Here is a 26,721-nt window from a genome sequence, read left to right as displayed (position 1 = left end):
AAAAGAAGGCCCGCAGTCACGCCAGGGGGTGAGCCATGGCCACGGTGGGTATCTACATGCTGCCGGAGTACGGCGGCCTCAACGCGACCTTCGCGCTGGCGAGGACGCTCCTGCGCCGGGGCCACCGCGTCCGCTACTTCGTACCCGAGTCCGTCGAGGCGCACGTCACCCGCCAGGGCTTCGAGAGCGCCCGGTACGCCCAGACGCTGCGCCTGCGCGCGAGCTGGAGGACGCGGGTCCCCGGCCTCAGCTTCCTGCACCGCCGCGCGCGCTACAACGAGCACCTCGCGGCCTCCTTCGACGCGTGGGTGGAAGCGGACGGACTCGACGGGGTGCTGGTGGATCCGGTGGTGTGGAACGTGGCGGCGGGCGCGCACTCGCGAGGGCTCCCGTACCTCAACCTCAACCCGACCTACTCCGCCCCCTTCTCGCTGGACTACCCGCCCGTGCACTCGCCGGTGGTTCCTCCGCGCGAAGGCGCCGGTGCCCGGGTGCGCAACCTCGTGGCGTGGGCGTTCCAGGCGAGAATCCCCTGGAAGCGGAGCGCGTATGACCGGCTGCTCGGCTGGGCCGGCCACGACGCCCTCGGGCGCGTCCACCGTGCGGGAGGCCGGTTGCGGTGGGGAGACTTCGGCTACCGCCCGGAGGTGCCGGAGCTGGTGATTGGCCCCCGCGCCCTGGACTTCGAGCCGCTGAAAGACCTCCCGCACCGTCACTACCTGGGCACCAGCGTGGAGCCCTCGCGACAGGATGGCACCTTCGACTGGAGCGGGCATGACGCGTCGAAGCCGCTCGCCTACTGCTCGCTGGGGACGTTCGGCGAGTACCAGGCACCCGCGCTCCGCTTCTTCACCGCCGTCATCGACTCCTTCCGGCGGCGCGAGGGCTGGCAGCTCATCATCAGCTGCGGAGCCCTGGCCGAGCGGCTCCGGAGCCAGGCACTGCCGCCGTCCATCCGCGTGGAGTCCTCCGTCCCCCAACTGGAGGTCCTCGCCCGGGCACGGCTGTTCCTGAACCACGGCGGCATCGGCTCCGTCCGGGAGGCGCTGTACTTCGGCGTCCCGATGCTCTTGTTCCCCTTCTCGGCGGACCAGCCCGGACTGGCGGCGCGGCTGGTGCACCACCGGCTCGGGCTCCGGGGGAGTGTCCGAACCTGGGACGCGCGGGTCATCACCGAGCGGGTGGATGCCCTGCTCGGGCGTGACGACATCACGGCGGCCATGGAGGCGATGAAGCGCAGCTGCCGGGAGTCGCGCGAGCTGGAGGACGGAGCGGACGTCATCGAGCGGCACCTCGCCTGAGCCGCGCTCGGACGCCCCCACCGGGAGTGCGTCCGGTGCCGGGGCCATGCGTCCGGTCCTGGGAAACCTCCACCGGATGGAGCCCTCGGCTGCAAGCAGGCCGGCCTTCCGCCTATAGTCGCGCTTCCTCACAGCGACTGCCCTGCCCCACACCATGAAGAAGACGCTCTCCCTAGTGACGCTGCTCGCCGCCGGTGCCAGCCAGGCCGCGGGTTTCCAGATCGACACCCAAAGCGCACGCTCGACGGGCATGGGCAACGCGGCCACGGCCGTGCTGGACGACTCGTCGGCCATCTACTCGAACGCCGCCAACATCCTCGGCGTGAAGACGCTGGACATCACCCTCGGCGACACCGGCATCCTGCCCAGCATCGAGTTCACCCCGACGGGTGGCGCGGCGCAGGGCCAGAAGATGACGCTGTCGCCGCCGCCGCACGTGTTCGCCGTCTACCGCCCCTTCGAGAAGGCGGCGTTCGGCCTGGGCGCGTACACGCCCTATGGCGCGCGCAGCCGCTGGGTGGATGACTTCGTGGGCCGCTTCAAGGGCCGTGAGTCCAGCCTGGCGGCCTACTACATCAACCCCACCTTCGCGTATCAGGTGCACGAGAGCATCCGCCTGGGCGTGGGCGTGGACATCGTGCGCAGCACGGTGGAGCTGAAGCGCTCGCTGAACTTCATCGAGAGCGAGGGCGCGGTGCACCTGGGCGGCGGCGCCTGGGGCGTGGGCTTCAACGCGGGCCTCCAGGCAGAAATCCTGAAGGACGAGCTGACGGTGGGCGTCCACTACCGCAGCCAGGTGTCCAGCACCTTCAAGGGCAGCGCGGACTTCCAGAACGTGCCGCTGGAGTTCCAGAACCGGCTGGTGGACCAGGCGGTAGAGGCGGACGTGAAGTTCCCGGCGACGCTGTCGCTCGGCCTCGCCACCCGGCCCATGGAGCGGCTGACGGTGGCGCTGGACATCCAGCTGGTGGACTGGGCGAGCTTCCAGGAGCTGACCATCCAGTTCCCGGGCAACCCCGCGTTGAACAACCCGGTGGCCAAGAAGTGGGTGGCGAAGGCGAAGTACCACCTGGGCGCGGAGTACGGCCTGACGCCGGAAGTGCAGCTGCGCGCGGGCTTCGTGATGGACCTGTCGCCCAGCCCCGCCGAGACGCTGACGCCGGACCTGCCGGACGCGGACCGCTACAAGATCACCGTGGGCGCCGGCTACAAGCTGGGCAAGCTGCGCGCGGACGCGGGATACCAGTTCGTCCTGCTCGCGGACACGGAGAGCAAGGCGCCGGGCATCGAAGGGAACTACTCCGGCACCGCGCACGTGCTCGGCGTGACGCTCGGCTACTCGATGTAATTCCTTGCAACCCCTGTCACGCCAGTAATTGACGGGACCCCTTCGGGGGAAGGGATACGAGCTTCAACAACTGGAGATGGCTCCTGCCCGCACCACCAGTCGCGCGGTGCGGCGCACCCGGTCAAGCAGGCCTCACTCCGCCTCGCGGCTGAGCCGCGCCGGATGGACCAGGGTGATGCGTCCACCTTCGTACGACAGCAGGCCCTCGCGGACGTAGAAGCGGAGCCACTTGTTGGTGCTCTCGCGCGTGAGGCCGCAGAGGTTGGCCAGCTCCGTCTGCGTGAGCTTCTGGGGAATGACAACGCCCTCGGCCCCCTGCTGCCCCTGGTTGCGCGCCAGCTCCAGGAGGACGCGCACCAGGCGCGCGCGCGCATCCAGGAAGGTGGTGTCGTGCACCAACTGCGTCACGTGCCGCACCAGCCGGCTCAGGTTGGCGAGCAGCCCCAGGGCCACCTTCGGGCGCGAGTTGAGGAAGACACGAAAGTCCTCGCGCTGGATGGAGAGCAGGTCCGTCTCCTCCCGCGCGACGGCGTCCGTGGAGCGGGGCTCTCCGTCCAGCAGCGCCAGCTCTCCGAAGAAGTCCCCGCGGTCCAGCAGCGCCAGGATGACCTCCTTGCCATCCGGAGAGCTGAGGCGGATGGCGACCTCGCCCTTCCGGATGATGTAGAGCGCGGTGCCGACATCGCCTTGATGGAAGATGACCTCTCCCTTCGAATAGCGCCGGGTGCGCAGGAGCGCGGACAGTTGCTCGAGGTCCTCGCCCTCGAGCTGCTCGAAGATTGAGACCTGGGCCAGCAGCTGTGAATAGGACACGGAAGCACCCCCTCGAATCGCGCGTGTCAGGACATGACCAACTCAGCTTCAACCATTTATCCAGGCATGACCAGTCCATGCCGGGGCATGCCAGTGAACCAACGAATGACTCTTGTTTTCAGACCTATATTTGGGATCAACGCTCGGGAGTGAACGGCTTCACAGCCACCACTTCGCGAGGGGCCTAACGTCACGTTCAACCCCGCAGTGAGTGACTGGACGGCCCCCCCATGCCCGGCTCGAATGCATCGGCGTCTCTCCTTCGCACTTCTTCCGTGCCCACCCAGGACCCTGTCTCGCCACGGGAGGCGAGAAACCGGGGCACCGAGCTGCTCGTTTCGGGAGACCTGGACGGTGCGCTCGCGGCCTTCCTGCAGGCCGCGACGCTGGCGCCGGACGAACCCTCCTGCCGGCAGAAGGTCGCCGAAGTCCTCGAGCGCCTGGGGCGGACACGCGAGGCGATTGCCGAGTACGAGGCGGCCGCCCGACTCTGGGACCAACAGGGATGGCTGCTGCGCGCCGTCGGGCTGTGCAAGGTCATCCTCCAGCTCGACCCGAGGCATTCACACACGCGGGCGCTGCTGGCGGACCTCCGCGCGCGCCGGGGACTGCCCCCACCCGAGAGCGAGTCCATGACGCTCACCCTCGCAGCGCTCCCACCGATGATGCGCGCCACGCCAGCGGCGCCCGCCGCAACGCGCCCGGACGTGGTGGCCCACCTGCTGCGTGGAAGCCCGCTCTTCGCCAGGCTCGAACAACCGCTGCTTCACCTGGTGAGCGAAGCCTTCGAGCCCTGCACGGCGGACGCGGGTGAGCAGATCCTGACCCGAGGGCAGCCGGCCCAGGCGCTCTACCTGCTCCTGCGCGGGCGGTGCACGGTGTTCCACCAGCACGTGGATGGCCACGAGACGACCTATCCCGACCTGGTCGAGGGGGATGTCTTCGGGGAGGTGGCCCTGCTGCGCAGCAAGCTGGTGACGGCGTCGGTGCGTGCGGCCACCGCGTGTCTGCTGTTGAAGCTGGACCGAGCGGCCTTCGAGCAGCTCATCGCGGCGGAGCCCGAGCTGCGCCGCGAGCTGCAGCGCATGGGGACAGAACGAATGTGTCGCACCGCACTGCTACTGACGCGTCCCCGGTAGGCGCTCCCACGTTTGTGATAGACATCGTGCACGTGGTCACGCCGCGGCGGGGCCATCATCGTGGGAGAGGTCTCGTGCAGGTCATGCAGATCGTCATGAACCCGGGGCTGCCCGACGAGCAGGTCTTCCCGCTCGGCGAGGGCGTCACGTTCATCGGGCGCGACGTGGAGAACCAGATCTCGGTCCTCCACCGCAGCCTGTCCCGCCAGCACGCGAGGCTGGACTCGTCGGGAGGCAAGGTCCTCTTGACGGACCTGCAAAGCAAGAACGGCACCTTCGTGGCGGGCGCGAGGATTGCCCGCCATGAGCTCCGCTCCGGCGACACCTTCAGCTGCGGCGCCGTGAGCTTCCGGCTGCTCGCCGACAGTCAGGAGACGCTGGTCAGCCCCATGCTGACCCACGAATCGCGCGCGCTGTCCCAGGTCTCCCTGCAGGAGCTGCTGGGGGCCCAGGACCCGGGCCGCTCCTCCGCGCTCAAGCTGGGCACCACGCCGGCGGTGGAGCGGGATCGCGACAAGCTGCAGATCCTCCTCAAGGTGAGCCAGTTCCTCTCGTCTCCGGGCAGCATCGAGAGCCTGATGGATCGCTCGCTGGAGCTGGTGTTCCAGGTGCTCGAGGTGGACCGCGCGGTCATCCTCCTGGTGGACAAGGGCACCCAGGTGCTGCGGCCGCACGTGGCGCGGACGTCGGATGGCACGCTGGAGCTGTCGCAGGTCTACAGCCGGCACATCACCACGTACGTGCAGCAACACGGCGTCGCGGCGCTCTTCGCGGATGCGCGGCTGGACCCCCGCCTGGACACGGCCGAGTCCGTCCTCCAGCAGTCCATCTACGCGGCCATGTGCGCCCCGCTGAAGGCCCGGGAAGAGCTGCTGGGAGTGCTCTACCTCGACAACCTCCGGCGTCCGGAGCGCTTCTCGCAGGAGGACCTCGAGTTCCTGTCGTCCTTCGCCAACCAGGTGGGCATCGCCCTGGAGAACTCGATGCTGTACCGGCGCATCGAGCAGGAGGCCATCCGCCGCAACAACTACCAGCGCTTCTTCCCCCCCAGCGCCCTGCAGCGGCTGGAGCACTCGTCCACGGGAATGGACCTGGGCGCGAAGGAGGCCGAAGTCACCACGCTCTTCTCGGACATCTGCGGCTTCACGCAGTTGTCCTCGACGATGCGCCCCACCGAAGTGGTGGACATGCTCAACGTGTACTTCCCCATCATGGCGGACATCGTGTTCGAGCAGGAGGGAACGCTGGAGAAGTACATTGGCGACGCGCTGATGGCGACCTGGGGCGCGCCCTTCTCCCATCCGGACGATGCCGACCGCGCGCTGCGAGCCGCGGTGCGGATGCAGCAGGCGCTCCTGCAGCTCAACGAGCAGCGGCGGGCGCGGAAGCAGGAGGAGCTGCAGATCCACATCGGCCTGAACAGCGGACCGGTTGCAGCGGGCAACATCGGCTCCAAGCGCTTCCTCCAGTACGCCACCATTGGCGACACCACCAACGTGGCCAGCCGCGTGTGCAGCGCGGCCAGCGCGGGGGAGATTCTCATCACCCAGAGCACGCATGACCTGCTCGCGGACAAGCACTGGGTGCTGGAGCAACTGCCCCCCACTCCCGTGAAGGGAAAGGAAGCGCCGCTGACGCTCTACCGGGTCGACTGGCTCCGGGCGAGTGCCGCGAAGCGCTGAGCTCCACGTACCTGGAGTATTGACACTCCCGTCATTGCGTGGCATCTAGCGCGCTAACGATAATGAGAACCATTCTCATTATGTGACAAACGAGTGTCCGGCCGCTTCCGGAAGAACGGGTGAGAAGCACCGATGGGGACGAACCACAGGGTGGCGCTGGTGACGGGTGCCGCGCAGGGCATCGGTGCGGCCGTAGCGCGTGCGCTGGCGGACGGCGCCTCCATCGCCGCGCTCGACGTGAATGCCGCCGGGCTCGACGCGCTCGTGGCGGAGCTCCGCGCCCGTGGGTGCCAGGCCTCGGCGTACCGTGCCGACGTGGGCGACAGCGCCGCGGTGGACGCGGTGGTGGAGCGCATCGAGCGCGAGCAGGGCCCCATCGGCATCCTCGCCAACGTGGCCGGGGTGCTGCGGGTGGCACCGGCCGTGTCCCTCAGTGACGCGGACTGGGCCGCCACCTTCGCCGTCAACACGCACGGCGTGTTCCACGTCTCGCGCGCCGTCGCCCGTCGCATGGTGCCGCGCCGGTCGGGTGTCATCGTCACCGTGGGCTCCAACGCGTCCCACGTGCCGAGGATGCAGATGGCCGCGTACGCCGCGTCCAAGGCCGCGTCGAGCATGTTCACCCGGTGCCTGGGTCTGGAACTGGCCCAGCACGGCATCCGCTGCAACGTGGTCTCCCCCGGCTCCACGGACACCGCCATGCAACGCGCGCTCTGGACGGATGAACACGGGGCCCAGGCCGTCATCGCCGGCTCGCCCGAGTCCTACCGCCTGGGCATCCCCCTTCGCCGGCTGGCCGACGCCGACGACATCGCCGAGGCGGTGCGCTTCCTCGTCTCCGACGGGGCCCGCCACATCACCATGCACGACCTCTGTGTCGACGGCGGCGCCACACTGGGCGCCTAGTCTCCTCCCTCCCCTCGCAGCTGAAGCCGGCACTCCTCCCTCTCGGAGTTGAGAATGATTCCTAAATCCATTGTCGAAAACGCCACGGAGAGCCTCCCCGCGCAGTTGCTGGAGAGCTACGCGGCCGGGTCCTCCTTCTTCTTCGCGAGTCCCCGCCGGACGCTGCTGGCACGCGGCACGTTCGCCACCGTTCCCCACACGCGCGGCGAGGACGCGCTGGAGCGCCTCCCGGCGGGCGTGAGGAGCGTGCTCGACGCCGCCCGTCAGGCCGACCACGACATCCCGGTGGTGGTGGGCGCGGTGCCCTTCGACGGCACCATCCCCGCGCAACTGGTGGTGCCGATGACCATCCAGCGCGCGGGGCCGCTGGTGTTCGACGCGACGACGCCCGTGCACCGCTCGCTCGGCGCGCACTACACGGTGCAGCCGGTGCCGGAGCCCTCCGCATACCTCCACGGCGTGGAGCGGGCCCTGACGCTGATGCAGAGCGGCCCACTGCGGAAGGTGGTGCTGTCGCGCTCGCTGCACCTGCACGCGGCCACGCCCATCGACCTGCGGCAGTTGCTGCGCAACCTGGCCTGGCGCAACCCGACTGGCTACACGTTCGCGGTGGACCTGCCCCCCGAAGCGGACGGTTCCACGGGCGCGCGCACGCTGATTGGCGCGAGCCCGGAGCTGCTCGTGTCGCGCTCGGGGTTCCAGGTGCTCGCCAATCCGCTGGCGGGCTCGGCCGCGCGTAGCCCGGACCCGGTGGAGGACCACAGGCGGGCCCAGGCGCTGCTGACGTCCCCCAAGGACCTGCACGAGCACGCGGTGGTCATCGACGCCGTCGCGGAGGCGCTGCGTCCGTACTGCAAGACGCTGGACGTGCCGGCGGGGCCCTCGCTCGTCAGCACCGCGACGATGTGGCACCTGTCGACCCGCATCGTCGGTGAGCTGGCCGACCCGTCCATCTCCTCGCTGACGCTGGCCGCGGCGCTGCACCCGACGCCCGCGGTGTGCGGCTACCCGACGCGGCTGGCGCACGAGGCCATCGGCTCCATCGAGCCCTTCGAGCGCGGCTACTACACGGGGGCCGTCGGCTGGTGTGACGCGAGCGGAGACGGCCAGTGGGCGGTGACCATCCGCTGCGCCGAGGCCGACGCGCACACGCTGCGGCTCTTCGCGGGGGCGGGCATCGTCGCCGGCTCCCGGCCCGAGTCCGAGCTGGCGGAGACCGAGGCGAAGTTCCGGACCATGCTCCAGGCGATGGGCCTGGGCCAGGGCGCCGAGGTCCAGCCATGACGTCGCCCGCCCAGCCCCTGCCGGGCTGCCCCACGTGGCCGGAGGCCTTCGCCACCCGCTACCGGGAGGCCGGCTACTGGCGCGGAGAGACCTTCGGCCAGCTGCTGCGCGAGCGGGCGCTGCGCCATGGCGAGCGCACGGCCGTCGCCGCCGGGGACCAGCGTTGGACCTACCGCGAGCTCGACGCGCGCGTCGACCGGCTCGCCGCGGGGTTCCTCGCCCTGGGCCTCCAGCCGAGGGACCGCGTGGTGGTGCAGCTGCCCAACATCGCCGCCTTCTTCGAGGTGTGCTTCGCGCTGTTCCGCATCGGCGCGCTGCCGGTGTTCGCGCTCCCGGCCCACCGGGGCGCGGAGATTGGCTACTTCTGCGAGCACACCGAGGCGGTCGCCTACGTCATCCCCGACCGGCACGGCGGGTTCGACTACCGCCCCCTGGCAGCCCAGGTCCGCGAGAAGGTGCCGACCCTGCGGCACGTCATCGTCGCCGGCGAGGCCGGCCCCTTCACCGCGCTGAGCAGCCTGCCCGCGGCCCCCGTCGCGCTGCCCGAGCCGCACGCTGGCGACGTGGCCTTCTTCCAGCTCTCGGGGGGCAGCACCGGCGCGCCCAAGCTCATCCCCCGCACCCACGACGACTACCTCTACAGCGTGCGCGCGAGCGCGGACATCTGCGGGCTGGATGCGTCCAGCGTCTACCTGTGCGCGCTGCCCGCCTCGCACAACTTCCCGCTCAGCTCGCCGGGAGTGCTCGGTGTCCTCCATGCGGGTGGCACCGTCGTCATGGCGCTCCACCCCAGCCCCGACGTGGCCTTCCCGCTCATCGAGCGTGAGCGCGTCACCCTCACCGCGTTGGTGCCGCCGCTGGCGATGATCTGGATGGAGGCCGCGAAGGCGCGCCGGCACGACCTGTCCAGCCTGCGCGTGCTCCAGGTCGGCGGCGCCCGGCTGAGCAACGAGGCCGCGCAGCGCGTCCGGCCCACGCTGGGCTGCACGCTGCAGCAGGTCTTCGGCATGGCCGAGGGCCTGGTCAACTACACCCGCCTGGACGACGCCGAGGAGCTCATCGTCACCACCCAGGGACGGCCCATCTCCCCGGATGACGAGCTGCGCGTCGTCGACGAGGACGACCGCGACGTCGCGCCGGGTGTGCTCGGGCAGCTCCTGACGCGCGGCCCGTACACCATCCGCGGCTACTACAAGGCGGAGGCGCACAACGCCCGGGCCTTCACGTCCGACGGCTTCTACCGCACCGGTGACCTGGTCCGGCTGACGCCCGAGGGGTATCTCGTGGTGGATGGCCGCGTGAAGGACCAGATCAACCGGGGCGGCGAGAAGGTCGCGGCCGAGGAGGTGGAGAATCACCTGCTGGCCCACCCCGCCGTCCACGACGCCGCCGTGGTGGCCATTCCCGATGCCTTCCTGGGCGAGCGCACCTGCGCGTTCGTGATTCCGCGAGGCGCGCCTCCGGCCGCGACGGTGCTCACCGCGTTCCTGCGAGAGCGGGGACTGGCCGCCTTCAAGATTCCCGATCGGGTCGAGTTCCTCGAAGCCTTCCCGCAGACCGGCGTCGGCAAGGTCAGCAAGAAGTCGCTGCGTGAGGCGCTCACCCGCTCCGCCGCCGCAACCGCCGCTCCCCCCCCCCCGCGCTGAAAGGACCTCTCCCATGGCGCTCCCCGCCATTGCCCCCTACCCCATGCCCGTCACGGCCGACCTGCCCAGGAACAAGGTCTCCTGGACGCTCGACCCCCGGCGCACCGTGCTGCTGATTCACGACATGCAGCGCTACTTCGTCGACGCCTTCACCGCCGGCCAGTCCCCGGTGTCGGAGCTGGTGTCGAACATCCAGCGGCTGCGCCAGCACTGCGCTTCGCTCGGCATCCCCGTCGTGTACTCGGCCCAGCCGGGCGGACAGACGCCCGAGCAGCGCGGGCTGCTGCAGGACTTCTGGGGCCCGGGCGTCACCACGAACCCGGAGCAGCGGAAGATCATCGACGCGCTGGCACCGGGCGAAGGCGACATCCTCCTCACCAAGTGGCGCTACAGCGCGTTCCGCAAGACGGAGCTGCTGGACCTGATGCGCGAGCGCGGCAGGGACCAGCTCCTCATCTGCGGCATCTACGCCCACATCGGCTGCCTGCAGACGGCCAGCGATGCCTTCATGAGCGACGTGCGCCCCTTCCTGGTGGCGGATGCCCTGGGTGACTTCTCCCTCGCCCATCACCAGCTCGCCCTGAGCTACGCGGCGCAGCTGTGCGCCGTCACCCTCACCACCCAGCAGATCATCGATGCGCTGGGGGCGCGCCCCGTGGAGGAGGCCCGGCCGCTGGGCCGCTGGAAGATTCGCGCGGACGTCGCCGAGGTGTTGCAGCTGTCGCCCACGGAGCTGGGCGATGACGAGAACCTGCTCGAGCGGGGGCTCGACTCCATCCGGCTGATGAGCCTCATCGAGCGCTGGAGGAGCGCCGGCACGGAAGTCACCTTCGTCGAGCTGGCCGAGCGGCCGACGCTCACCGACTGGGACGCGCTGCTGTCCCGGGCATCCGCCCACCAACCCTCCTGACCCCCTTGCAGGGAGCCACACCGATGCGCGACTCACAGCCCGCGGGCTGGCCGCTGTCCGCGGCCCAGCACGGAATCTGGGTGGGACAACAGTTCGACCTCACGAGCCCGGTGTACAACGCCGGCGAGTGCATCGAGATTCGCGGCGCCGTCGACGTGGCGCACTTCGAGTCCGCGCTGCGGCAGGCCGTTGGCGAGGCCGAGGCCCTGCACTCGCGCTTCGTGTCCGGAGCCACGGGGCCCGTGCAGTACGTCGAGCCCCGTACCGACTGGCCCCTGCACTTCGCGGATGTCAGCGGGACGCCGGACCCGTGGGCGGCGGCCCATGCCTGGATGCGGGAGGACCTGACCCGGACCGTGGACCTGGGCCAGGGGCCCCTGTTCGCGGAGGCGCTGTTCAAGGCCGCTCCGGACCGCTTCTTCTGGTACCAGCGGGTCCACCACGTCGCCATGGACGGCTTTGGCTTCTCCCTGGTGGCGCGGAGGGTGGCCGACCTCTACACGGCTCGCGTCAGCGGACGCGCCGCGACGGGGGGCTTCGGCCCGCTGCGTCCCGTCCTGGACGAGGACGCGGCCTATCGGGCAGGGCCGCAGTTGCAGGCGGACCGCGCCTTCTGGGTCGAGCGCTTCGACAAGGGCCCCACGCCCGTCACCATCGCCCGGCCCGCGCCCATGTCCGCCAGCTTCGTGCGGCAGATGCAGCACCTCTCCGCGAGCGAGGTGGAGCGCCTGCAAGCCACCGCGCGCCAGGCAGGCCTGGGCTGGCCGGACCTGGTGCTGGCCACCACCGCGGTCTGGCTGCACCGGCTGACGGATGCTCCCGAGGTGGTGCTCGGCCTGCCGGTGATGACACGCCTGGGCTCGGCGGCCCTGCGGGTGCCGTGCATGGCGATGAACATCGTCCCGCTGCGCGTGGCGGTACGTCCGGAGGCGGGGCTGTTCGCGATGGCCCGCGACGTGGCCGCGGAGCTTCGCGCCATGCGGCCGCACCTGCGCTACCGCTACGAGCAGCTCCGCCGTGACTTGCGGCGGGTGGGCGGCCAGCGCCGGCTGTTCGGCCCGGTGGTCAACCTCATGCCGTTCGACTACGGCCTGCGCTTCGCGGGGATGACGGCCGTCGCGCACAACCTCTCCGCGGGCCCTGTCGAGGACCTGTCCATTGGTATGTATGCCCGCTCCGACGGCAGCGGCATGCGGGTGGACTTCGACGCCAACCCCGCCTGCTACCGCCCCAATGAGCTGCGGGCCCACCAGCGGTCCTTCCTCCAGCTCCTGGAGTCGCTGACCGCCGAGCCCGAGCGTCCCGTAGGCGCGTGGACGGCCCCGCGGAGCGGTGACCCGGATGCGCGTCCGGCATCAACCACCACCGTGCTCGACGGAGGGTCCCTCCAGGCTCCGTCGCGCCCGGTGGTGGAGTTGTTCACGGAGCACGCCCTCGAACAGCCCGAGGCGGTGGCCGTGGAGCATGGCCCGTACCGGATGACCTACCGCGAGCTGCTCCAGGCCGCGCGCGCCCTGGCGGACCGGCTCGTCTCCGAGGGCGTGAGGCCAGACTCGCCCGTGGCGGTGATGCTGCCGCGAGGCCTGGACGCGGTGGTCGCCGCCTGGGGCGTGCTCCTCTCGGGCGCGGGCTACCTGCCGGTGGACCCCTTCGGTCCTCCTTCGCGGACCGCCGCCATCCTCGCCGACGCGGCGCCCGAGCTGATGGTCACCGCCGCCTACGACCTGGTCCCCGGCGCCGGACCGCAGGCCCCCGGCCAGTGGGTCGTGACACGACGGGCGGGCACTCCCGCTTCGAGCGCGCGGGCCGAGGAGGCCCGGCTGGCCTACGTCATCTACACGTCCGGCTCGACGGGCCAGCCCAATGGCGTGCAGATAGACCGGGACGCGCTGGCGCACTTCGTGGCGGGAGCGACGCACCGCTACGGGCTGCGCTCCGACGACCGAGTGCTGCAGTTCGCTCCGCTGCACTTCGACGCCAGCATCGAGGAGCTCTTCCTCACCCTGTGCGCCGGCGCGAGGCTCGTCCTGCGCACCGACGAGATGCTCCAGTCGGTGCCTCGGCTGCTCGACGCGTGTGCAGAGCACGGAATCACCGTGCTCGACCTGCCCACCGCCTTCTGGCACGAGCTGGCCTACAGCGTGTCGACGGGCTCGGCCCGTCTGCCCTCCTCCCTGCGCACCGTCATCATCGGCGGCGAGGCCGCGCTGCCCGAGCGCGTCGCTCGCTGGCGCGCCACCGTCGGTCCCCAGGTGCAGTTGCTCAACACCTACGGCCCCACCGAGGCCACGGTGGTGGCCACCGTCGCCACGCTCAGCGGCGCGGACGCGGTGGGCTCCACCAGCGACGAGGTCCCCATCGGCCGTCCCCTCCCGGGCGTGCGTGCGGTGCTCCTCGACTCGCGAGGCCTGCCCGTTGAGCCAGGCGATGAGGGCGAGCTGTACCTGCTCGGCGGAGGGCTGGCCCGAGGCTACCTGGGGCGCGCGGAGCTGACCGCCGCGCGGTTCACCGTGCTCGACACCCTGCCCGACAGGCCCCGCGCCTACCGCACCGGAGACCGGGCCCGGCTCCGGGAAGACGGCCACCTGGTGTTCGTCGGCCGGGTGGACGACGAGCTCAAGATCAGCGGACATCGGATCGACCCGGCCGAGGTCGAGAGCGTCCTCCTCAGCCACCCCCGGGTGCGCGAGGCGGCCGTCGTCGGACAGGCGCTGCCCTCGGGCTCGCGGCGACTGTGCGCCTTCCTCGTCACCGAGCTTCCCGCACCCACCCCGTCGGAGCTGCGCCAGCACGTGCAGTCCGCGCTGCCCGCGCCCATGGTGCCCGGAGCCTTCGTGCAGTTGGAGCGACTGCCCAGGACGAGCACGGGGAAGATCGACCGCGCGGAGCTGCGCCGCGCCCCCGTCACCGAGGAGCGAGCTCCCACCGCTTCGACGGGCACCGGGCTGGAGCAACTGGTGCTGCGCGTCTGGACGGAGGTCCTGGGCGTGAGCGGTGTGTCCGCGAAGGACGACTTCTTCGACCTGGGTGGCCAGTCGCTCCAGAGCATCCAGGTGGCCAACCGGCTCAGCGTCGAGCTGGGGCGTGAGGTGCCCGTGGCCACGGTGTTCCGCCACCCCACCGCCGAAGGACTGGCACGAGCCCTGGAGCACGGTTCCGACGTGGCCTCCGACGCAGCGGGCCTCACCGGCGCGATGCTCGCGGATGCGGAGCTGCCGCAGGACATCGTCCCCATGCTCGCGCCCCACGCGGCGGCGCCGGCACGGCTGCGACAGGTGGTCCTGACCGGAGCCACGGGCTTCGTCGGCGCCCACCTGCTCGGGCAGTTCCTGCGGCGAACGGACGCCCGGGTGGTCTGCCTGGTGCGAGCGCGCGACGAGGCGCAGGCGATGGAGCGGCTTCGCGAGGCCCTCACGTCCCAGCGGCTTCCCACGACGGGCCTCACCGAGCGGGTGCAGGCGCTGCCGGCCGACCTGTCCCAGCCGTGGCTGGGGCTGGGCGAAGCGCGGTTCCACGCCCTGGCCTCCGAGTGCGACGCCATCCTCCACAACGCCGCCGTCGTCAGCGTCGTGCGTGAGTACGGCAGCCTGCAGGCCGTCAACGTGCGGGGCACACGCGAGCTGCTCCGCCTCGCCGCCGCCGTCCGGCCCAAGCCCTTCCACTACGTGTCCACGCTCGCCGTGGCACCTTCAGCGAACCTCCTTCCCGAAGTCCCCGAGGAGTTCGTGCCCGCGCACTCCGGCCTGCGCGATGGCTACCAGCAGAGCAAGTGGGTGGCGGAGAGGCTGGTCCAGCAGGCGGGAGCCCGCGGCCTGCCCGTGGCCGTCTACCGGCTGGGCCGCGTCGTGGGCGCGCCGGACAGCGGCCTGGTGAATCCGCAGGACCTGGTCTGGCGCATCCTGCTGGCCGGCATCCCCGCGGGTGCGTTGCCCCTCCTGGACGTGGGCGAGACGTGGACGCCGGTGGACTACGTCGCGCGCGCGCTCGTGCACCTGTCGGGCGTGGCCCGGTCCGGCGAGGTGTTCAACCTCACGCCCACGGCGGAGGTACGGCTGGGCGAGCTGTTCCGTTGGGTGCGCGACTTCGGCTACCCGGTGGAGCTGCTTCCCGTCGGTGCGTGGCGCGCCCGCGTCGCGGAGCGGTCGGGGAGCTCGGAACATGGCGCCACGCTGGCGTTCTTCGACCTGCGCTCGGGCTCCTCCGAGCCCGCCTTCGGTCTCGGCCCCATCCGCTGCGAGCGCGTGCTCCAGGGGCTGGCCGGCACCGGCATCACCTGCCCTCCAGCGGACCGCGCCCTGCTGTACCGCTACCTCGAATTCTGCGTCGCGCAGGGACTCCTGCCTCCGCCGCCCTCACCCGAAACGGCCCTCCCGTGATGACCCGAGATTGGACACCGCGTTCCTGGCGGAGCAAGCCCGTCACCTGCATGCCGGATGACTATCCGGACCTCCGCGCGCTCACCCGCGTCGAGGAGCAGCTCGCGCACCTGCCGCCGCTGGTCTTCGCCGCCGAGACGCGCCGCCTCAGCTCGCAGCTGGCCCGCGTCGCGGAGGGCAAGGCCTTCCTGCTGCAGGGCGGGGACTGCGCGGAGAGCTTCAAGGAGTTCACCACCGACAACATCCGCGACACCTTCCGGCTCATCCTCCAGATGGCGGTGGTGCTCACCTTCGCGGGAGGCCGGCCGGTGGTGAAGGTGGGCCGCATCGCCGGGCAGTTCGCCAAGCCACGCTCCAGTCCGGTGGAGACGCGGGACGGCATCACCCTGCCCAGCTACCGCGGCGACATCATCAACGGCATGGACTTCGACGCCCACGAGCGGATGCCCGACCCCCGGCGCCTCGTCATGGCCTACCACCAGTCCTCCGCCACGCTGAACCTCGTGCGCGCCTTTGCCCGGGGCGGCTACACGGACCTCTGCAACCTGCACCGGTGGACGCTCGACTTCGTCGCCAACAGCCCGCACGGAGACCGCTACCGGGGACTGGCGGACAAGATCTTCGAGTCCCTGTGCTTCATGAGCGCGCTCGACGCGAACCCCGAGCAGCACCCGCCCGCGTCGGGTCCGGTGGACTTCTTCACCAGCCACGAGGCCCTGCTCCTCAACTACGAGGAGGCGCTGACTCGCGCCGAGCCCGGCTCGGAAGAGTGGTTCGACACGTCCGCGCACATGCTGTGGATTGGCGAGCGCACCCGTCAGCTCGACTGCGGCCACGTGGAGTTCATGCGCGGCATCCAGAACCCCATCGGCCTCAAGTGCGGCCCGACGATGGAGCCGGACGACCTGCTGCGGATGATGGACGTCCTCGACCCCGAGGGCGTCCCCGGGCGCCTCACGCTCATCGGCCGCTTCGGCGCGGACAAGGTCGCTGACTGCCTGCCCCGGCTGATGGCCGCCACCCGCCGCGCCGGCCGCCCCGTCATCTGGTCCATCGACCCGATGCACGGCAACACGCACAAGGCGGGCAACGGCTACAAGACGCGCTCCTTCGACCGCATCCTCTCCGAGGTGCACTCCTTCCTCGAGGTCGCCGCCGCCGAGGGCGTGCACCCGGGCGGCCTGCACCTGGAGATGACCGGCCAGCACGTCACCGAGTGCCTCGGTGGCTCGCTGCCGGTGACGGAGGACGACCTCTCCAGCCGCTACCACACCCACTGCGACCCGAGGCTCAACGCCGCCCAGGCCCTTCAGCTCGGCTTCATGGTGGCCGAGGCTCTCCAGCAGACTCCTCGCACCCACCACGCCCGCGCCGCTTGAGCTTCCACGCCACGTCCTCGCCCGCCTCAAATTTGAGAATGATAGACATTTTCATAGTCAAATCAGCGACGGGACCGAGAGCCAGGGGCCCCTGGCACGGGCTCTCGTACACGCTGTTGCTGGGTGGACTGCTCGTCGCAGCCCCGGTCCTCGCGGGCGTGCCGCAGGACGAAGTGCCCGCGACTCCAGCGCCCGCCCTCGAGGCGCCGCAGCTCCTGGAGTTCGTCGAGGCGCCCTACCCGGCGAAGGCAGAGCAGGAGCGCGTGGAGGCCACGGTGCTCCTGCGGCTCACGCTCGACGCACAGGGCACCGTCACCGAGGCGGAGGTGCTGGAGCCCGCCGGACATGGCTTCGACGAGGCGGCCCGGGACGCGGCGCTCCGCTTCCGCTTCGAGCCCGCGAAGCGCAACGGCGTGCCCGTGCCCTCGCGCATCGCCTACAGCTACGAGTTCCGCCTTCCTGCAGCGGCCGTACCCACCGCGCCGGTTGAGGATGCCGTAACGCCGCGCGCTCCCGGCGTCCCCATGGAGGCAGTGCCCGCGCCGGTCGAAGGCTCCGCACCTGAGCGCTCACCCGCTCCTCCCGCCACGCCAGCGCCCGCCCCCGAGGCGGCGGAAGTCGAGCCCATCGAAGTCACCGTCGAAGGCGAGTCCGAGGCGCAGCGCCTGCGCAACTCCGCCGAGTCCGTGCGGGTCATCGAGATGGGACAGGTCCAGCGCGAGGCCGCCGACCTGGGCCAGGTGCTGGCGCGCACCGAAGGCATCGGAGTGCGTCGGGTGGGCGGGCTCGGAAGCAGTGCACGCTTCTCGCTCGCGGGCTTCACCAATGAGCAGATCCGCTTCTTCATCGACGGCGTTCCGCTGGAGCTGGCCGGCTATGGCCCGGAGTTCGCCAACGTCCCGGTCAACTTCGTCCAGCGCATGGAGGTCTACCAGGGCGTCGTCCCCGTCCGCTTCGGAGCGGACGCGCTGGGCGGGGCCGTCCAGTTCGTCACCAGTGAGAAGCTCCACGGCACCCGGGTGGCGGCCTCGTACGAGCTGGGCTCCTTCGACACCCACCGGCTGACGCTCAGCGGCTCACACCTGCACGAGCCGAGCGGGCTGTTCGTCCGCGCCACCGGCTTCTATGACTCCACGCCCAACGACTACCGCGTCGACGTCGAGGTCCCCGACGAGCTGGGCCGGCTCGTGCCTAAGACACTCCCCCGCTTCCACGATGCGTACCGGGCCGGCGGCGGCTCCGTGGAGGCCGGCTTCTCGGACCACCCGTGGGCCCGGCGCCTGCTGCTGCGCGCCTTCGCCAGCACGACGGCCAAGGAGCTCCAGCACGGCGTCACCATGGACACGCCGTACGGCGACGTGGACTCCGGAAGCAACTCCGCGGGCGCAACGCTGCGCTACGAGCAGGTCCATGGCCAGGGGCTGACCACGGACGCGGTGGGCGGCTACGTCTTCCGCCGCAGCCAGTTCACGGACGTCGGGACCTGCGCGTACGACTGGTTCGGCCGCTGCGTCCAGCAGCTCCCCCAGCCGGGGGAAATCGAGTCCCGCGCCGTCGAGCGCAACGTCCGACAGCACACCGGCTTCGCCCGCTTCAACGTCGGCTGGAGGCCTGCCGCCGACCACGTGCTCCGCCTCGCCGTCGCCCCTACGTGGGTGGGCCGCTCCGGCGAGGACCTGGCCCTGCGGGCACGCGGTGAAGTCGATCCGCTCACCGGAGACCGGCGCATCCTCTCGCTCGTCACCGGGCTCGAGTACGAGCACGACGCGCTCGAAGGACGCCTGGAGAACATCGCGTTCCTCAAGGATTACATCCAGCGCTCCCGCGCCGACCTGCTCCTTCCGAGCAAGGTCTTCCAGCCCGCGGACCAGAACCTCCATCACCTCGGCGTGGGAGACAGCCTCCGGTTCCGCGTCTCCGACGTGCTCACCGCGAAGGCCTCCTACGAGTGGGCCACGCGCCTGCCCCGCCCCGACGAGCTCTTCGGTGACGGCATCCTCTACGGAGAAAACCTCCTCCTGAGGCCCGAGCGCAGCCACAACGTCAACGTGGAGCTGGCGGCCGTCCTGCCGGAGACGGCGGCCGGTGCGTTCCGGGGCAACGTGCTCGGCTTCGCGCGCCGGGTGGACGACTTCATCCAGCCGGTGGGCCGCGAGGGCTACTTCACGTACCAGAACGTCATCGAGGCCCGCAGCCTGGGCGTCTCCGGTGCGGCGGGATGGACCTCGCCGGGGCAGTGGCTGACGCTCGACGGCAACGCCACCTTCCAGGACTTCCGCAACATCTCCACCGAGGGCCCCTTCGCGGAGTTCGAGGGCCAGCGCCTTCCCAACCGCCCGCACCTGCTCGCCAACGGCAGCGCGCGCCTCCAGTGGACGGAGGTGGCCAGCCCTCGCGACGAGCTCTCGCTGAGCTGGCACACGCGCTACATCCACTCCTTCTTCCGCTCATGGGAGCGGCTGGGCCAGGGCGGCTCGAAGCAGTCCATCGGCGCCCAGTTGCTGCACTCCCTCGCGCTCACCTACGTCACCCGCACCTCGCGCGCCACGCTGAGCTGGACGGTGGACGTGCAGAACCTCACCGACGCTTCCGCCTTCGACTTCATGGGCGTGCAGCGTCCCGGACGCACCGTCGCCGCCAAGCTGGTCGCGGAGCTCTGAACCCTTCTCGTCAACGCACGCAGTCCCCAAACCTGGAAAGGAAACTCCCGAATGAAGCCAGCCTCGCCCTTCCGCATCGCCCGCCTGACGGCGGCGGCCCTCGCCCTCTCGCTGCTCGCCGCCTGTGGCGACGACAAGGACCCGGTCGACCCGCCGGACGAGCAACCGGAGACGAAGCCGCTGTACGCCGTCGTCGCGCAGGTGTCCGCCGACAACGAGTCGCAGAGCTACATCATCGTCACGGACACGGTGGACCACACCACGCCGCTGTCGCTGGAGAAGGCCATCGAGGTTCCCGGCCGCGCGCTCGGCTCCGGGGTGGCGAAGTCGGGCACGCTGTACATCAGCAGCAGCGAGGGCGCCAACGTCACCCGCTATGACCTGAACAGCAGCGGGACCCTGGAGCAGAAGGCCACCGTGAGCTTCGCGGGCAAGGGCGTCGCCACCATTGGCGAGTACCAGAACCAGTTCCAGTTCGTCTCCAGCACCAAGGCCTACTACTTCGACGGCCGCACCTCGCAGGTCATCGTCTGGAACCCCTCCGACATGACGCTGACCAACGCGGTGCCCGTCGCGAACCTGTCCATCCAGGGCGCGACGACGACCTTCGCCACGCACCCGGTGCGCAGCGGGGACCTGGTCCTCATGCCCGTGGGCTGGCGCACGGGCCCGACCAGCCTCGTCAAGCTGGCCGGAGTCATCGTGGTCGACACGAAGACGGACGCGGTGAAGCTGGTGACCGACGACCGCTGCGCCTACGTGCGCGATGGCGTCCTCGCTCCGGACGGCAAGGTGTATCTGGCGACCGAGGCCTTTGGCACGGCGGTGTACCGCGTCGTTGGCGGCGAGACGCCCAAGCCCTGCCTGCTGAAGTTCGACCCGGCGACGCAGACCTTCGACGGCACCTTCCACCGGGAGCTGAGCTCGTTCACGGGCGGCGCGGCCACCGGCTCGCTGCTCCCCGGCCCCTCCGGGACGGCGTACCTGCGCGTCCTCGACGAGAGCGTCTACACCGTCACCCCGGACGCGGCCCCCCGCGCGGTGGCGAGCGCCCAGGCCTGGGCGTGGTGGCAGCTCAAGTTCGACACGCTGACCGCCACGAAGGTGGCGGGACTTCCGGCCAGCACCGGTAGCTCCTTCATCTTCAACGTCGCGGACAACCGGGCGCTCTTCACCGAGTTCACCAACAGCTCGAGCCAGACGAACCTGCGTGACCTGTCGAGCCAGAACGGCACGGTGGCCATGAGCACGCAGGGCCTCGTCTTCTCCTTCCTCCAGATCCGCTAGAGGCGGCACGGGCCGTCATCGAGCAGCTGAACGCCGACGTGCAAGGCGCCAGCGACTCGCTCGATGACGGCTTCGAGAGCCGCTGCTCCTGCTCCACCACCCCCGTCAGGAACTTCCCATGAGTGCTCCCATCACGCCGAGGCAGGAACGTCAGCTGCTCTGGCTGCTGGCCGCCGTGCAGTTCACCCACCTCATGGACTTCATGCTCGTGATGCCCCTGGGGCCCGAGCTCATGCGGGTGTTCGACATCTCGACCGCCCGGTTCGGGGCGCTGGTCTCCGCCTACACTCTGGCGTCCGCGGTGATGGGGGTGTCGGGCCTGTTCTGGTTGGACCGCTTCGACCGGAAGCGGGCGCTGCTCACGCTCTACGGCGTCTTCATCATCGCGACGCTGGCCTGTGGCGCGGCGCGAAGCCCCACTGAGCTGCTGGTGGCGAGGATGCTCGCGGGCGCCTGCGCGGGACTGATGGGCGCCGGAGTCATGGCCATCATCGGCGACCTGGTGCCGGCGGAGCGCCGGGGGCGGGCCATCGGGACGGTGATGGCCTCGCTCGGCCTGTCCGCGGTGGCGGGCGTGCCGCTGGGGCTGGGCATTGCCAGCCACCTGAGCTGGCGCGGGCCCTTCTGGTGCATCGGCGCGCTCGCGGCCTGCGTGTGGCTGTGCCTGCTGTGGCGCCTGCCCTCGGTACGCCAGCACCTCGCGGGGCCCGCCATGGGTGAGCGCCGCAATCCACTGGCGCCCCTCGCGGCCCCCGGACTCGCCCTGGGCTGGCTGCTCACCTTCAGCGTGGTGTTCTCCAGCTTCCTGCTGATTCCGTACCTGGGCGCGTACATGGTCGGCAACCTGGGCCTGCGCCTCGAGGACCTGTCCTGGGTGTACCTGGTCGGAGGCGTGGCGACGCTGTTCAGCGCGCGCCTGGTGGGCCAGCTCTCGGACCGCCTCGGCCCCGCGCGCGTTCTCGGAGCGCTGCTGGTGGCGACAGTGGTGCCCCACCTGATGTTCACCCACCTGACGCCCTCGCCACTTCCGGTGGTGATGGGGGTCTTCATCTTCTTCATGGCGATGACCTCCAGCCGGGCCATCCCAACCATCGCGCTGGTCACCGCGCGAGTCCCGCCCGCGCTGCGCGGCCGCTACCTCGCGGTCAACATGGCGGCGAGCGACGCCGCGTCCGGCCTCTCCGCCTGGGCGAGCGGACTGTGGATTGCGACGGCGCCCCAGGGCGCGTTGGTGGGCTTTGGCCAGGTGGGATGGATGGCGGTGGGAGTGACGGCCTTGTCGTTGTGCATTCTCTGGACGTTTGGACGTAGCGCCATTCCCGCGACCGCCGCGGCGACCTGAGCACGTCCCCCTTCCTGCTTCTCCCCGACAGGACGCCCCCGGCGCCCTGAACGGCGCCTCATTGCCTGTTCATGCCTCGCAGTCACAACCACAAAGGAAGACTCATGGACCCCGCCCTGAGAAACCACCCATCACTCCCCCGCCCCATCATGGGAGACCTCAAGCTCGAGGGCTCCAATCGCCTGCTGGCCGAAGCGAAGCGGCTGGTGCCCGGCCTCACCCAGTCACTGATGAAGCGGCCCGAGATGTTCGCCCCCGGCGCCTTCCCCGTCTTCGTGACGAAGGGCCAGGGCGCGCTGGTGGAGGACATCGATGGTCAGCAGTTCATCGACTTCATCACCGGCCTGGGCGCCAACATGCTGGGCCACAACCATCCGCACGTGGTGGAGCCCATCCGCAAGCACCTGGAGGAAGGCATCCTCCACTCGCTGCCCACGCCGGTGGAGGTCAGCGCCGCGCAGGTGCTGGTGGACATGATTCCCGGCGCGGAGCAGGTGCGCTTCTTCAAGACGGGCGCGGATGCGACGTCCGCCGCGGTGCGGCTGGCGCGCTACATCACCGGCAAGGAGCGCATCATCACGGTGGGCTACAATGGCTGGCACGACCACTTCATGTTCGACACACCGGGCGTGCCCGCCGCGCTGGCCGGCCTCACCCTGCGGATGCCGCTCTTCACCCCGCCGGACGAGGCGGCCCTGCTGACCAGCATCGAGCAGAACGCGAAGGAGCTCGCCCTGGTGCTCCTCTCCGTGCCCTACAACCGCGTGCTGAGCCGGGAGTTCCTCCAGGCCGTGCGCGCCGCCTGCACCGCCCATGGCGTGCTGCTGGTGCTGGACGAGGTGGTCACCGGGTTCCGCCTCGCGCGAGGAGGCGCCCAGGAGTTCTTCGGAGTGCAGGCGGACTTCGTGTGTCTGTCGAAGAGCATCGCGGCGGGCATGCCCTTGTCGGCGATTGCCGGGCCGGAGCGACACCTGAGCAAGCTGGGCGACCTGCAGGTGTCGACCACGTTCGGCGGCGAGCTGCTGTCGCTGGTGGTGTGTGAGTCCGTGCTCAAGGGCTACCGGGAGAGCAACTACGTCGATCACATCGCCACCCTGGGCCGGCGGTTGCGCACCGGCATCAACGAGCGAGCGGAGAAGCTCGGCTCACCGCTGCGCGTGGTGGGCTACGACGCGATTCCGCTCTTCCTCTTCGACAAGAACCCCCCGGAGCACGCGAAGCGGATGCAGCCCTTCCAGGCCGGCATGGCCCGCCGGGGCGTGCTGCTGCGCCGTGACGTCAACTTCATCTGCGCGGCGCACACGCCGGAGCAGATCGAGTACACGATTGAGATGGCGGGAGAGGTGATGCAGTCCCTGCTCGCGCCCGCCCCGGCCGCCAGCGCGGCCTGAGCGGAATGACACGGTGGCCGGGGGCATCGCGCTCCCGGCCGTCGTTCAGTCGTGGGGCTCTTCGTGGTCGGCGGTGCCGCGCTTCCAGTAGCCAATCACGCGCACCCAGCTCTTGTTCAGGCCGCGCTCGTTGACCAGGAACTCCCGGATGTTCCGCATCGAGATGGCCTCGCCCGCCGCCCAGACGAAGCCGTCCCCCGGTGGGAGCGGCAACTCGCGGATGGCCTGCTCCAGGAGGTGGGTGGTCCCCGGCGCCGCGCCGTTGCGGTGAAACCAGGTCAGCTCCATCCGGGCGCGGGTGTTGAGCGGAATCTCCTCGGAGGCATCGCCGACTTCGAGGAAGACGATGGCGCGGGCGCTGGCGGGAAGCTCCTCCAACCTGCGGCTGATGGACGGCAGCCCGCTCGGGTCTCCCGCGAAGAGGTACCAGTCGAAGTCGTCGGCGACCATGAGCGAGCCCCGAGGGCCCGCGACGCCGATGAAGTCTCCCTCCTTCGCCCGGGAGGCCCAGGTGGAGCCGGGCCCGGAGCCGTGCAGCACGAAGTCGAGGTCCAGCTCACCCGCGACGGGGTCATGACGCCGGGGCGTGTAGTCGCGCGTCGCGGGCCGCTTGACCCCCTCCGGGAAGACGACGCCGTGCGGGCCCATGGTCGGCAGGACGGGCTTGAGCTCTCCCGGATTGGGGATGAGCAGCTTCACATGGTCGTCGGCGCTGTCGCTGTGGAAGCCCACGAGGTCCTCTCCGCCGAGCGTGACACGGACCATGTGAGGCGTGACCCGGCGGACCCGGCGGACCTGGAGGAGCCGGAACTTCACCGGGAAGGGACCTCGACGAAAGACTCGCTCTGCCACGACCTGCTCCTGTGTGCTGTGAGAATCCTGAAGCACTTGAAGATGATACTGCTTCTCATTATCACTCAAGTCAGAGAGCAGCTACACTTTCAATCGGCCACGACCTCGATGAGCGGATTGTGCTCCGCCCACGCTTCGGGTGCGGTCATCACCCGTTCGCACCACGCACGGAGTGTCTCCAGGTGTGAATCCTCGCCCACCGGCACGGACCGGAGGCGGCGGTGCCACACGGCCACGGAAGGCAGGGCCTCGCGGCGGCGGTCTCGCCAGTGCCGGATTCGCCAGCCGGCGCCCTCCAGCAGCTCGCGCAGTCGCCCCGAGCTGACCATGTGCATCGTGCCACCGAACGCCGAGCCCGGCGGTGAGCCGTCCTGACAGTTGACGCGCATCACGAGGCGGTCCGCGAACACCCGAAGGACTCGCAGCAGCCGGTCCTTGTCCCGGATGTGGCTCAGGGATTCGAGCAGGATGGCGCAGTCGAAGTGGCCGGGTGGCAGGGTCTGCTCGGCATCGCCCCAGCGGACCGGCAGGCCCAGTCCGGCCACGTACCGGAACTGGGTCCGGCTGATGGTGAGGCCGAGACTCCGGCACCCGAGCCCGCGAATCCACATCGCCAGCGGCCCGCCCCAGCCACACCCGACGTCATAGACTCGGCCACCCGCCGGAATGAACGGGTACAGCTCGACCACCGCGCGGCGCAGCGCCTCGTCCATCGCCGCATCGCTCGCCTCGAGCCCGGGCATGTCGAACAATCCGGCGTGGTAGTGCATCTCCGGCCCGAGCACGGCCCGCCAGGTCTTCACGTCGCCGCCATAGAACGCATCGAGGTCGATCGGCTCTGGGCTGGCGCGAGACACCGGAGGCAGCCGTTGAAACACCGACTCCTCGACGTCCCGGTGGAACACGAGGGCCCCCTGGCGGACACGGGACTGGAGCTCGGCCTCACTGCCCGGCCATTCCCCCTCCAGCGACGCCGAGGCGTACAGCGTCACCTGCGGAGGCCCCTCCCCCACCCGCACCGCGACATGCCGAATGGGCAGCTCATGCCACCGCGAGTCCTCCCGCGCCGGGACTCCAAGCACGCTGGCCAGCTCAAGCAGCCCCTCCAACGTTCCCGCGTTGGGGCACCAGGGGAACGCCAGGTCGACCTGCTCCACCGCGCCGTCGCTCCCCTCGCGCAGCCAGAAGCCCGAGCCCTGTTGGAGCCGCTCGTCTTGCAACAGCCGCTCGAAGGCCGGGCGAAGCGCGTCGTGTACCAGCGCGGACGGGTGTAGACCCGAAGGCGTCTCCGGCAGGTAGTGGAAGAAGTAGCGCGAGCGTCGGGCCTCGCCGCCCGGCCGCCAACGCCAGGCCCCGTAGTTGTCAGCCAGGGTCGCCGGGTCGCGGCCGTGCAGGTACAGCCGGAGCTCGGGGACACCGTCGGTGAAGGCCACGGCGAGTCCCTGGCGGACGGGAAGCACGGCCTCGCTCTGAGCGGCGCGGACGGGCTCGGGAGCTTCCAGGCGCTCCAACACGCGCGCCATGGGCGCGAACGCCAGCGGGGCGCCTCCCGCCAACCAGCAGCAGAAGCGGCCCTCCGCATCGACGCGGCCCTGCGTCAGGCGGAGCGAGAACTCGAGATCCACCCCATCGCGTCCGCCGAGCTCCGCACCGAGCTGCCCGAGCAGCCACTGCGCCGTCCATGCCCGCATGCTGTTAGTGTCCCCGAATCCCCGACCCGCGCACCATGCTCCCGATGGTTGTCGATGACGGCGCAATCGCCGAGCCTGCCGCGCTCGCTCGGGCGCTGCGGCCTCGGCTGGGCGCGCACCCCGTACCACAGAGCGACCCGAGGACCCGTGGCTTGCTGCTGGAGCTGAGCGGAGGCCCGGCCGGCCACGCGTGGCTCCGGGCCGAACTGCCGGAGCTGGCCGGGCTGTTCACACGCTTCGCTGGCGACGCGGACTCCCTCTACGTGCTCGCCGTCAATGAAACTCCGCCCACCGCGCCGGACCGCTTCCTGCTCCGTCCCCACGTCGACCGCCGCTGGCTGGGCGACGACGGCTTCGGCTCCGCACCGCCGCGCTGGACCACCATGGTGTACCTGGACTTTCCCTCCGCCGCGATTGGCGGCGAGCTGGCCGTGTTTCCGCGCGGCGCCTTCGAGGCCTCCGGCCCCGTGTCGCGCGAAGGTGCGCGAGAAACCGTCGAGCGCCACCAGGGCCTACTCGTCACGCCGAGGCCGGGCCGCGCCTGCCGTCTCTCCGGCGAACTGCCACACGCCGTGCTCGGCTACTCCGCCGCGACGGAAGGGCCATGGCGTCTCGCCATCGTGCTCGCCGAGTTCGCGCGTGAACCCACCGAGCCGCCACCGCGCGGCCTGCTCACCTGAGAAGCAGGTCCGTGCGACGAGAGGACGCGAGGGG

At 70.5% G+C, this 26,721-nt stretch carries 18 protein-coding genes; 15 read left to right on the top strand and 3 right to left on the bottom strand.

The features are described 5' to 3' along the window. The first annotated feature begins 35 nt into the window (after nucleotides 1-35). The gene (locus tag OV427_RS45175) at nucleotides 36-1,301 is read left to right on the top strand and encodes a nucleotide disphospho-sugar-binding domain-containing protein (protein ID WP_267862439.1); all 1,266 of its coding nucleotides are present in this window, start codon (nucleotides 36-38) and stop codon (nucleotides 1,299-1,301) included. A gap of 154 nt (nucleotides 1,302-1,455) precedes the next feature. Then, nucleotides 1,456-2,649 (top strand): OmpP1/FadL family transporter, encoded by a 1,194-nt coding sequence (locus tag OV427_RS45170; RefSeq protein ID WP_267862438.1) that lies wholly within the window; start codon nucleotides 1,456-1,458, stop codon nucleotides 2,647-2,649. Nucleotides 2,650-2,781: 132 nt separating this feature from the next. Here OV427_RS45170 and OV427_RS45165 read toward each other — a convergent pair whose 3' ends face one another. After that, nucleotides 2,782-3,462 carry a Crp/Fnr family transcriptional regulator gene (locus tag OV427_RS45165; RefSeq protein ID WP_267862437.1) on the bottom strand — a complete coding sequence of 227 codons (681 nt, stop codon included), beginning with the start codon at nucleotides 3,460-3,462 and terminating at the stop codon, nucleotides 2,782-2,784. A 275-nt stretch (nucleotides 3,463-3,737) separates the two neighbouring features. On the opposite strand from OV427_RS45165, the gene OV427_RS45160 reads away from it, so the two are divergent. From OV427_RS45160 to mxcL, 12 genes are all read left to right on the top strand, one after another. After that, a complete protein-coding gene (locus OV427_RS45160) occupies nucleotides 3,738-4,601 on the top strand; it encodes a cyclic nucleotide-binding domain-containing protein (RefSeq protein WP_267862436.1) in 864 nt (287 codons plus the stop codon). 83 nt (nucleotides 4,602-4,684) lie between these two features. Next, nucleotides 4,685-6,283: an adenylate/guanylate cyclase domain-containing protein gene (locus OV427_RS45155; RefSeq protein ID WP_267863583.1), complete on the top strand. Its 1,599-nt coding sequence runs from the start codon at nucleotides 4,685-4,687 to the stop codon at nucleotides 6,281-6,283. Nucleotides 6,284-6,415: 132 nt separating this feature from the next. Continuing rightward, nucleotides 6,416-7,189 carry a 2,3-dihydro-2,3-dihydroxybenzoate dehydrogenase gene (locus OV427_RS45150; RefSeq protein ID WP_267862435.1) on the top strand — a complete coding sequence of 258 codons (774 nt, stop codon included), beginning with the start codon at nucleotides 6,416-6,418 and terminating at the stop codon, nucleotides 7,187-7,189. Nucleotides 7,190-7,243: 54 nt separating this feature from the next. Beyond that, nucleotides 7,244-8,473, top strand: a complete 1,230-nt coding sequence (gene dhbC / locus OV427_RS45145) for an isochorismate synthase DhbC (RefSeq protein WP_267862434.1) — start codon at nucleotides 7,244-7,246, stop codon at nucleotides 8,471-8,473. Then, nucleotides 8,470-10,119 carry a (2,3-dihydroxybenzoyl)adenylate synthase gene (locus OV427_RS45140; RefSeq protein WP_267862433.1) on the top strand — a complete coding sequence of 550 codons (1,650 nt, stop codon included), beginning with the start codon at nucleotides 8,470-8,472 and terminating at the stop codon, nucleotides 10,117-10,119. Before dhbC ends, OV427_RS45140 begins: the two co-directional genes overlap by 4 nt. A 13-nt stretch (nucleotides 10,120-10,132) precedes the next feature. After that, nucleotides 10,133-11,029, top strand: a complete 897-nt coding sequence (locus tag OV427_RS45135) for an isochorismatase family protein (RefSeq protein WP_267862432.1) — start codon at nucleotides 10,133-10,135, stop codon at nucleotides 11,027-11,029. A gap of 23 nt (nucleotides 11,030-11,052) precedes the next feature. Continuing rightward, complete coding sequence (gene mxcG, locus OV427_RS45130; protein WP_267862431.1) at nucleotides 11,053-15,405, top strand: myxochelin non-ribosomal peptide synthetase MxcG; 4,353 nt, start codon at nucleotides 11,053-11,055, stop codon at nucleotides 15,403-15,405. Continuing rightward, entirely contained in the window at nucleotides 15,405-16,784 is a 1,380-nt protein-coding gene (locus OV427_RS45125; protein WP_267863582.1) for a class II 3-deoxy-7-phosphoheptulonate synthase, read from the top strand. Before mxcG ends, OV427_RS45125 begins: the two co-directional genes overlap by 1 nt. Before the next feature lie 116 nt (nucleotides 16,785-16,900). Next, the gene (mxcH, locus tag OV427_RS45120) at nucleotides 16,901-19,444 is read left to right on the top strand and encodes a TonB-dependent siderophore myxochelin receptor MxcH (protein ID WP_267862430.1); all 2,544 of its coding nucleotides are present in this window, start codon (nucleotides 16,901-16,903) and stop codon (nucleotides 19,442-19,444) included. Between the two features lie 51 nt (nucleotides 19,445-19,495). Further along, nucleotides 19,496-20,731, top strand: a complete 1,236-nt coding sequence (locus tag OV427_RS45115) for a hypothetical protein (RefSeq protein WP_267862429.1) — start codon at nucleotides 19,496-19,498, stop codon at nucleotides 20,729-20,731. 118 nt (nucleotides 20,732-20,849) lie between these two features. Further along, nucleotides 20,850-22,073 (top strand): myxochelin export MFS transporter MxcK, encoded by a 1,224-nt coding sequence (gene mxcK, locus OV427_RS45110; protein WP_267862428.1) that lies wholly within the window; start codon nucleotides 20,850-20,852, stop codon nucleotides 22,071-22,073. Nucleotides 22,074-22,177: 104 nt separating this feature from the next. After that, nucleotides 22,178-23,464 carry a myxochelin B biosynthesis transaminase MxcL gene (gene mxcL / locus OV427_RS45105; protein WP_267862427.1) on the top strand — a complete coding sequence of 429 codons (1,287 nt, stop codon included), beginning with the start codon at nucleotides 22,178-22,180 and terminating at the stop codon, nucleotides 23,462-23,464. A gap of 45 nt (nucleotides 23,465-23,509) precedes the next feature. On the opposite strand, the gene OV427_RS45100 is transcribed toward mxcL, so the two are convergent. After that, nucleotides 23,510-24,316: a siderophore-interacting protein gene (locus OV427_RS45100; RefSeq protein ID WP_267862426.1), complete on the bottom strand. Its 807-nt coding sequence runs from the start codon at nucleotides 24,314-24,316 to the stop codon at nucleotides 23,510-23,512. An 89-nt stretch (nucleotides 24,317-24,405) separates the two neighbouring features. Then, nucleotides 24,406-26,007: an SAM-dependent methyltransferase gene (locus OV427_RS45095; protein ID WP_267862425.1), complete on the bottom strand. Its 1,602-nt coding sequence runs from the start codon at nucleotides 26,005-26,007 to the stop codon at nucleotides 24,406-24,408. 152 nt (nucleotides 26,008-26,159) lie between these two features. On the opposite strand from OV427_RS45095, the gene OV427_RS45090 reads away from it, so the two are divergent. Beyond that, complete coding sequence (locus OV427_RS45090; RefSeq protein ID WP_267862424.1) at nucleotides 26,160-26,687, top strand: hypothetical protein; 528 nt, start codon at nucleotides 26,160-26,162, stop codon at nucleotides 26,685-26,687. The last annotated feature ends 34 nt before the right edge of the window (nucleotides 26,688-26,721 follow it).

It is taken from the genome of Pyxidicoccus sp. MSG2 (genome assembly GCF_026626705.1).
In the GTDB taxonomy this organism is placed as follows: domain Bacteria; phylum Myxococcota; class Myxococcia; order Myxococcales; family Myxococcaceae; genus Myxococcus.
The sequence above is the reverse complement of the archived record's forward strand: the minus strand, read 5'-3'. Positions and strand labels throughout refer to the sequence as shown.

Excerpts from the sequence above, each read along its gene's own strand:
- OV427_RS45095 (WP_267862425.1), bottom strand. The coding sequence starts at position 26,007 with ATGCGGGCATGGACGGCGCAGTGGCTGCTCGGGCAGCTCGGTGCGGAG.
- OV427_RS45150 (WP_267862435.1), top strand. The coding sequence starts at position 6,416 with ATGGGGACGAACCACAGGGTGGCGCTGGTGACGGGTGCCGCGCAGGGC.
- OV427_RS45175 (WP_267862439.1), top strand. The coding sequence starts at position 36 with ATGGCCACGGTGGGTATCTACATGCTGCCGGAGTACGGCGGCCTCAAC.
- mxcL (WP_267862427.1), top strand. The coding sequence starts at position 22,178 with ATGGACCCCGCCCTGAGAAACCACCCATCACTCCCCCGCCCCATCATG.
- mxcG (WP_267862431.1), top strand. The coding sequence starts at position 11,053 with ATGCGCGACTCACAGCCCGCGGGCTGGCCGCTGTCCGCGGCCCAGCAC.
- OV427_RS45140 (WP_267862433.1), top strand. The coding sequence starts at position 8,470 with ATGACGTCGCCCGCCCAGCCCCTGCCGGGCTGCCCCACGTGGCCGGAG.
- OV427_RS45115 (WP_267862429.1), top strand. The coding sequence starts at position 19,496 with ATGAAGCCAGCCTCGCCCTTCCGCATCGCCCGCCTGACGGCGGCGGCC.
- OV427_RS45155 (WP_267863583.1), top strand. The coding sequence starts at position 4,685 with ATGCAGATCGTCATGAACCCGGGGCTGCCCGACGAGCAGGTCTTCCCG.
- OV427_RS45170 (WP_267862438.1), top strand. The coding sequence starts at position 1,456 with ATGAAGAAGACGCTCTCCCTAGTGACGCTGCTCGCCGCCGGTGCCAGC.
- mxcK (WP_267862428.1), top strand. The coding sequence starts at position 20,850 with ATGAGTGCTCCCATCACGCCGAGGCAGGAACGTCAGCTGCTCTGGCTG.
- OV427_RS45135 (WP_267862432.1), top strand. The coding sequence starts at position 10,133 with ATGGCGCTCCCCGCCATTGCCCCCTACCCCATGCCCGTCACGGCCGAC.
- OV427_RS45125 (WP_267863582.1), top strand. The coding sequence starts at position 15,405 with ATGACCCGAGATTGGACACCGCGTTCCTGGCGGAGCAAGCCCGTCACC.
- dhbC (WP_267862434.1), top strand. The coding sequence starts at position 7,244 with ATGATTCCTAAATCCATTGTCGAAAACGCCACGGAGAGCCTCCCCGCG.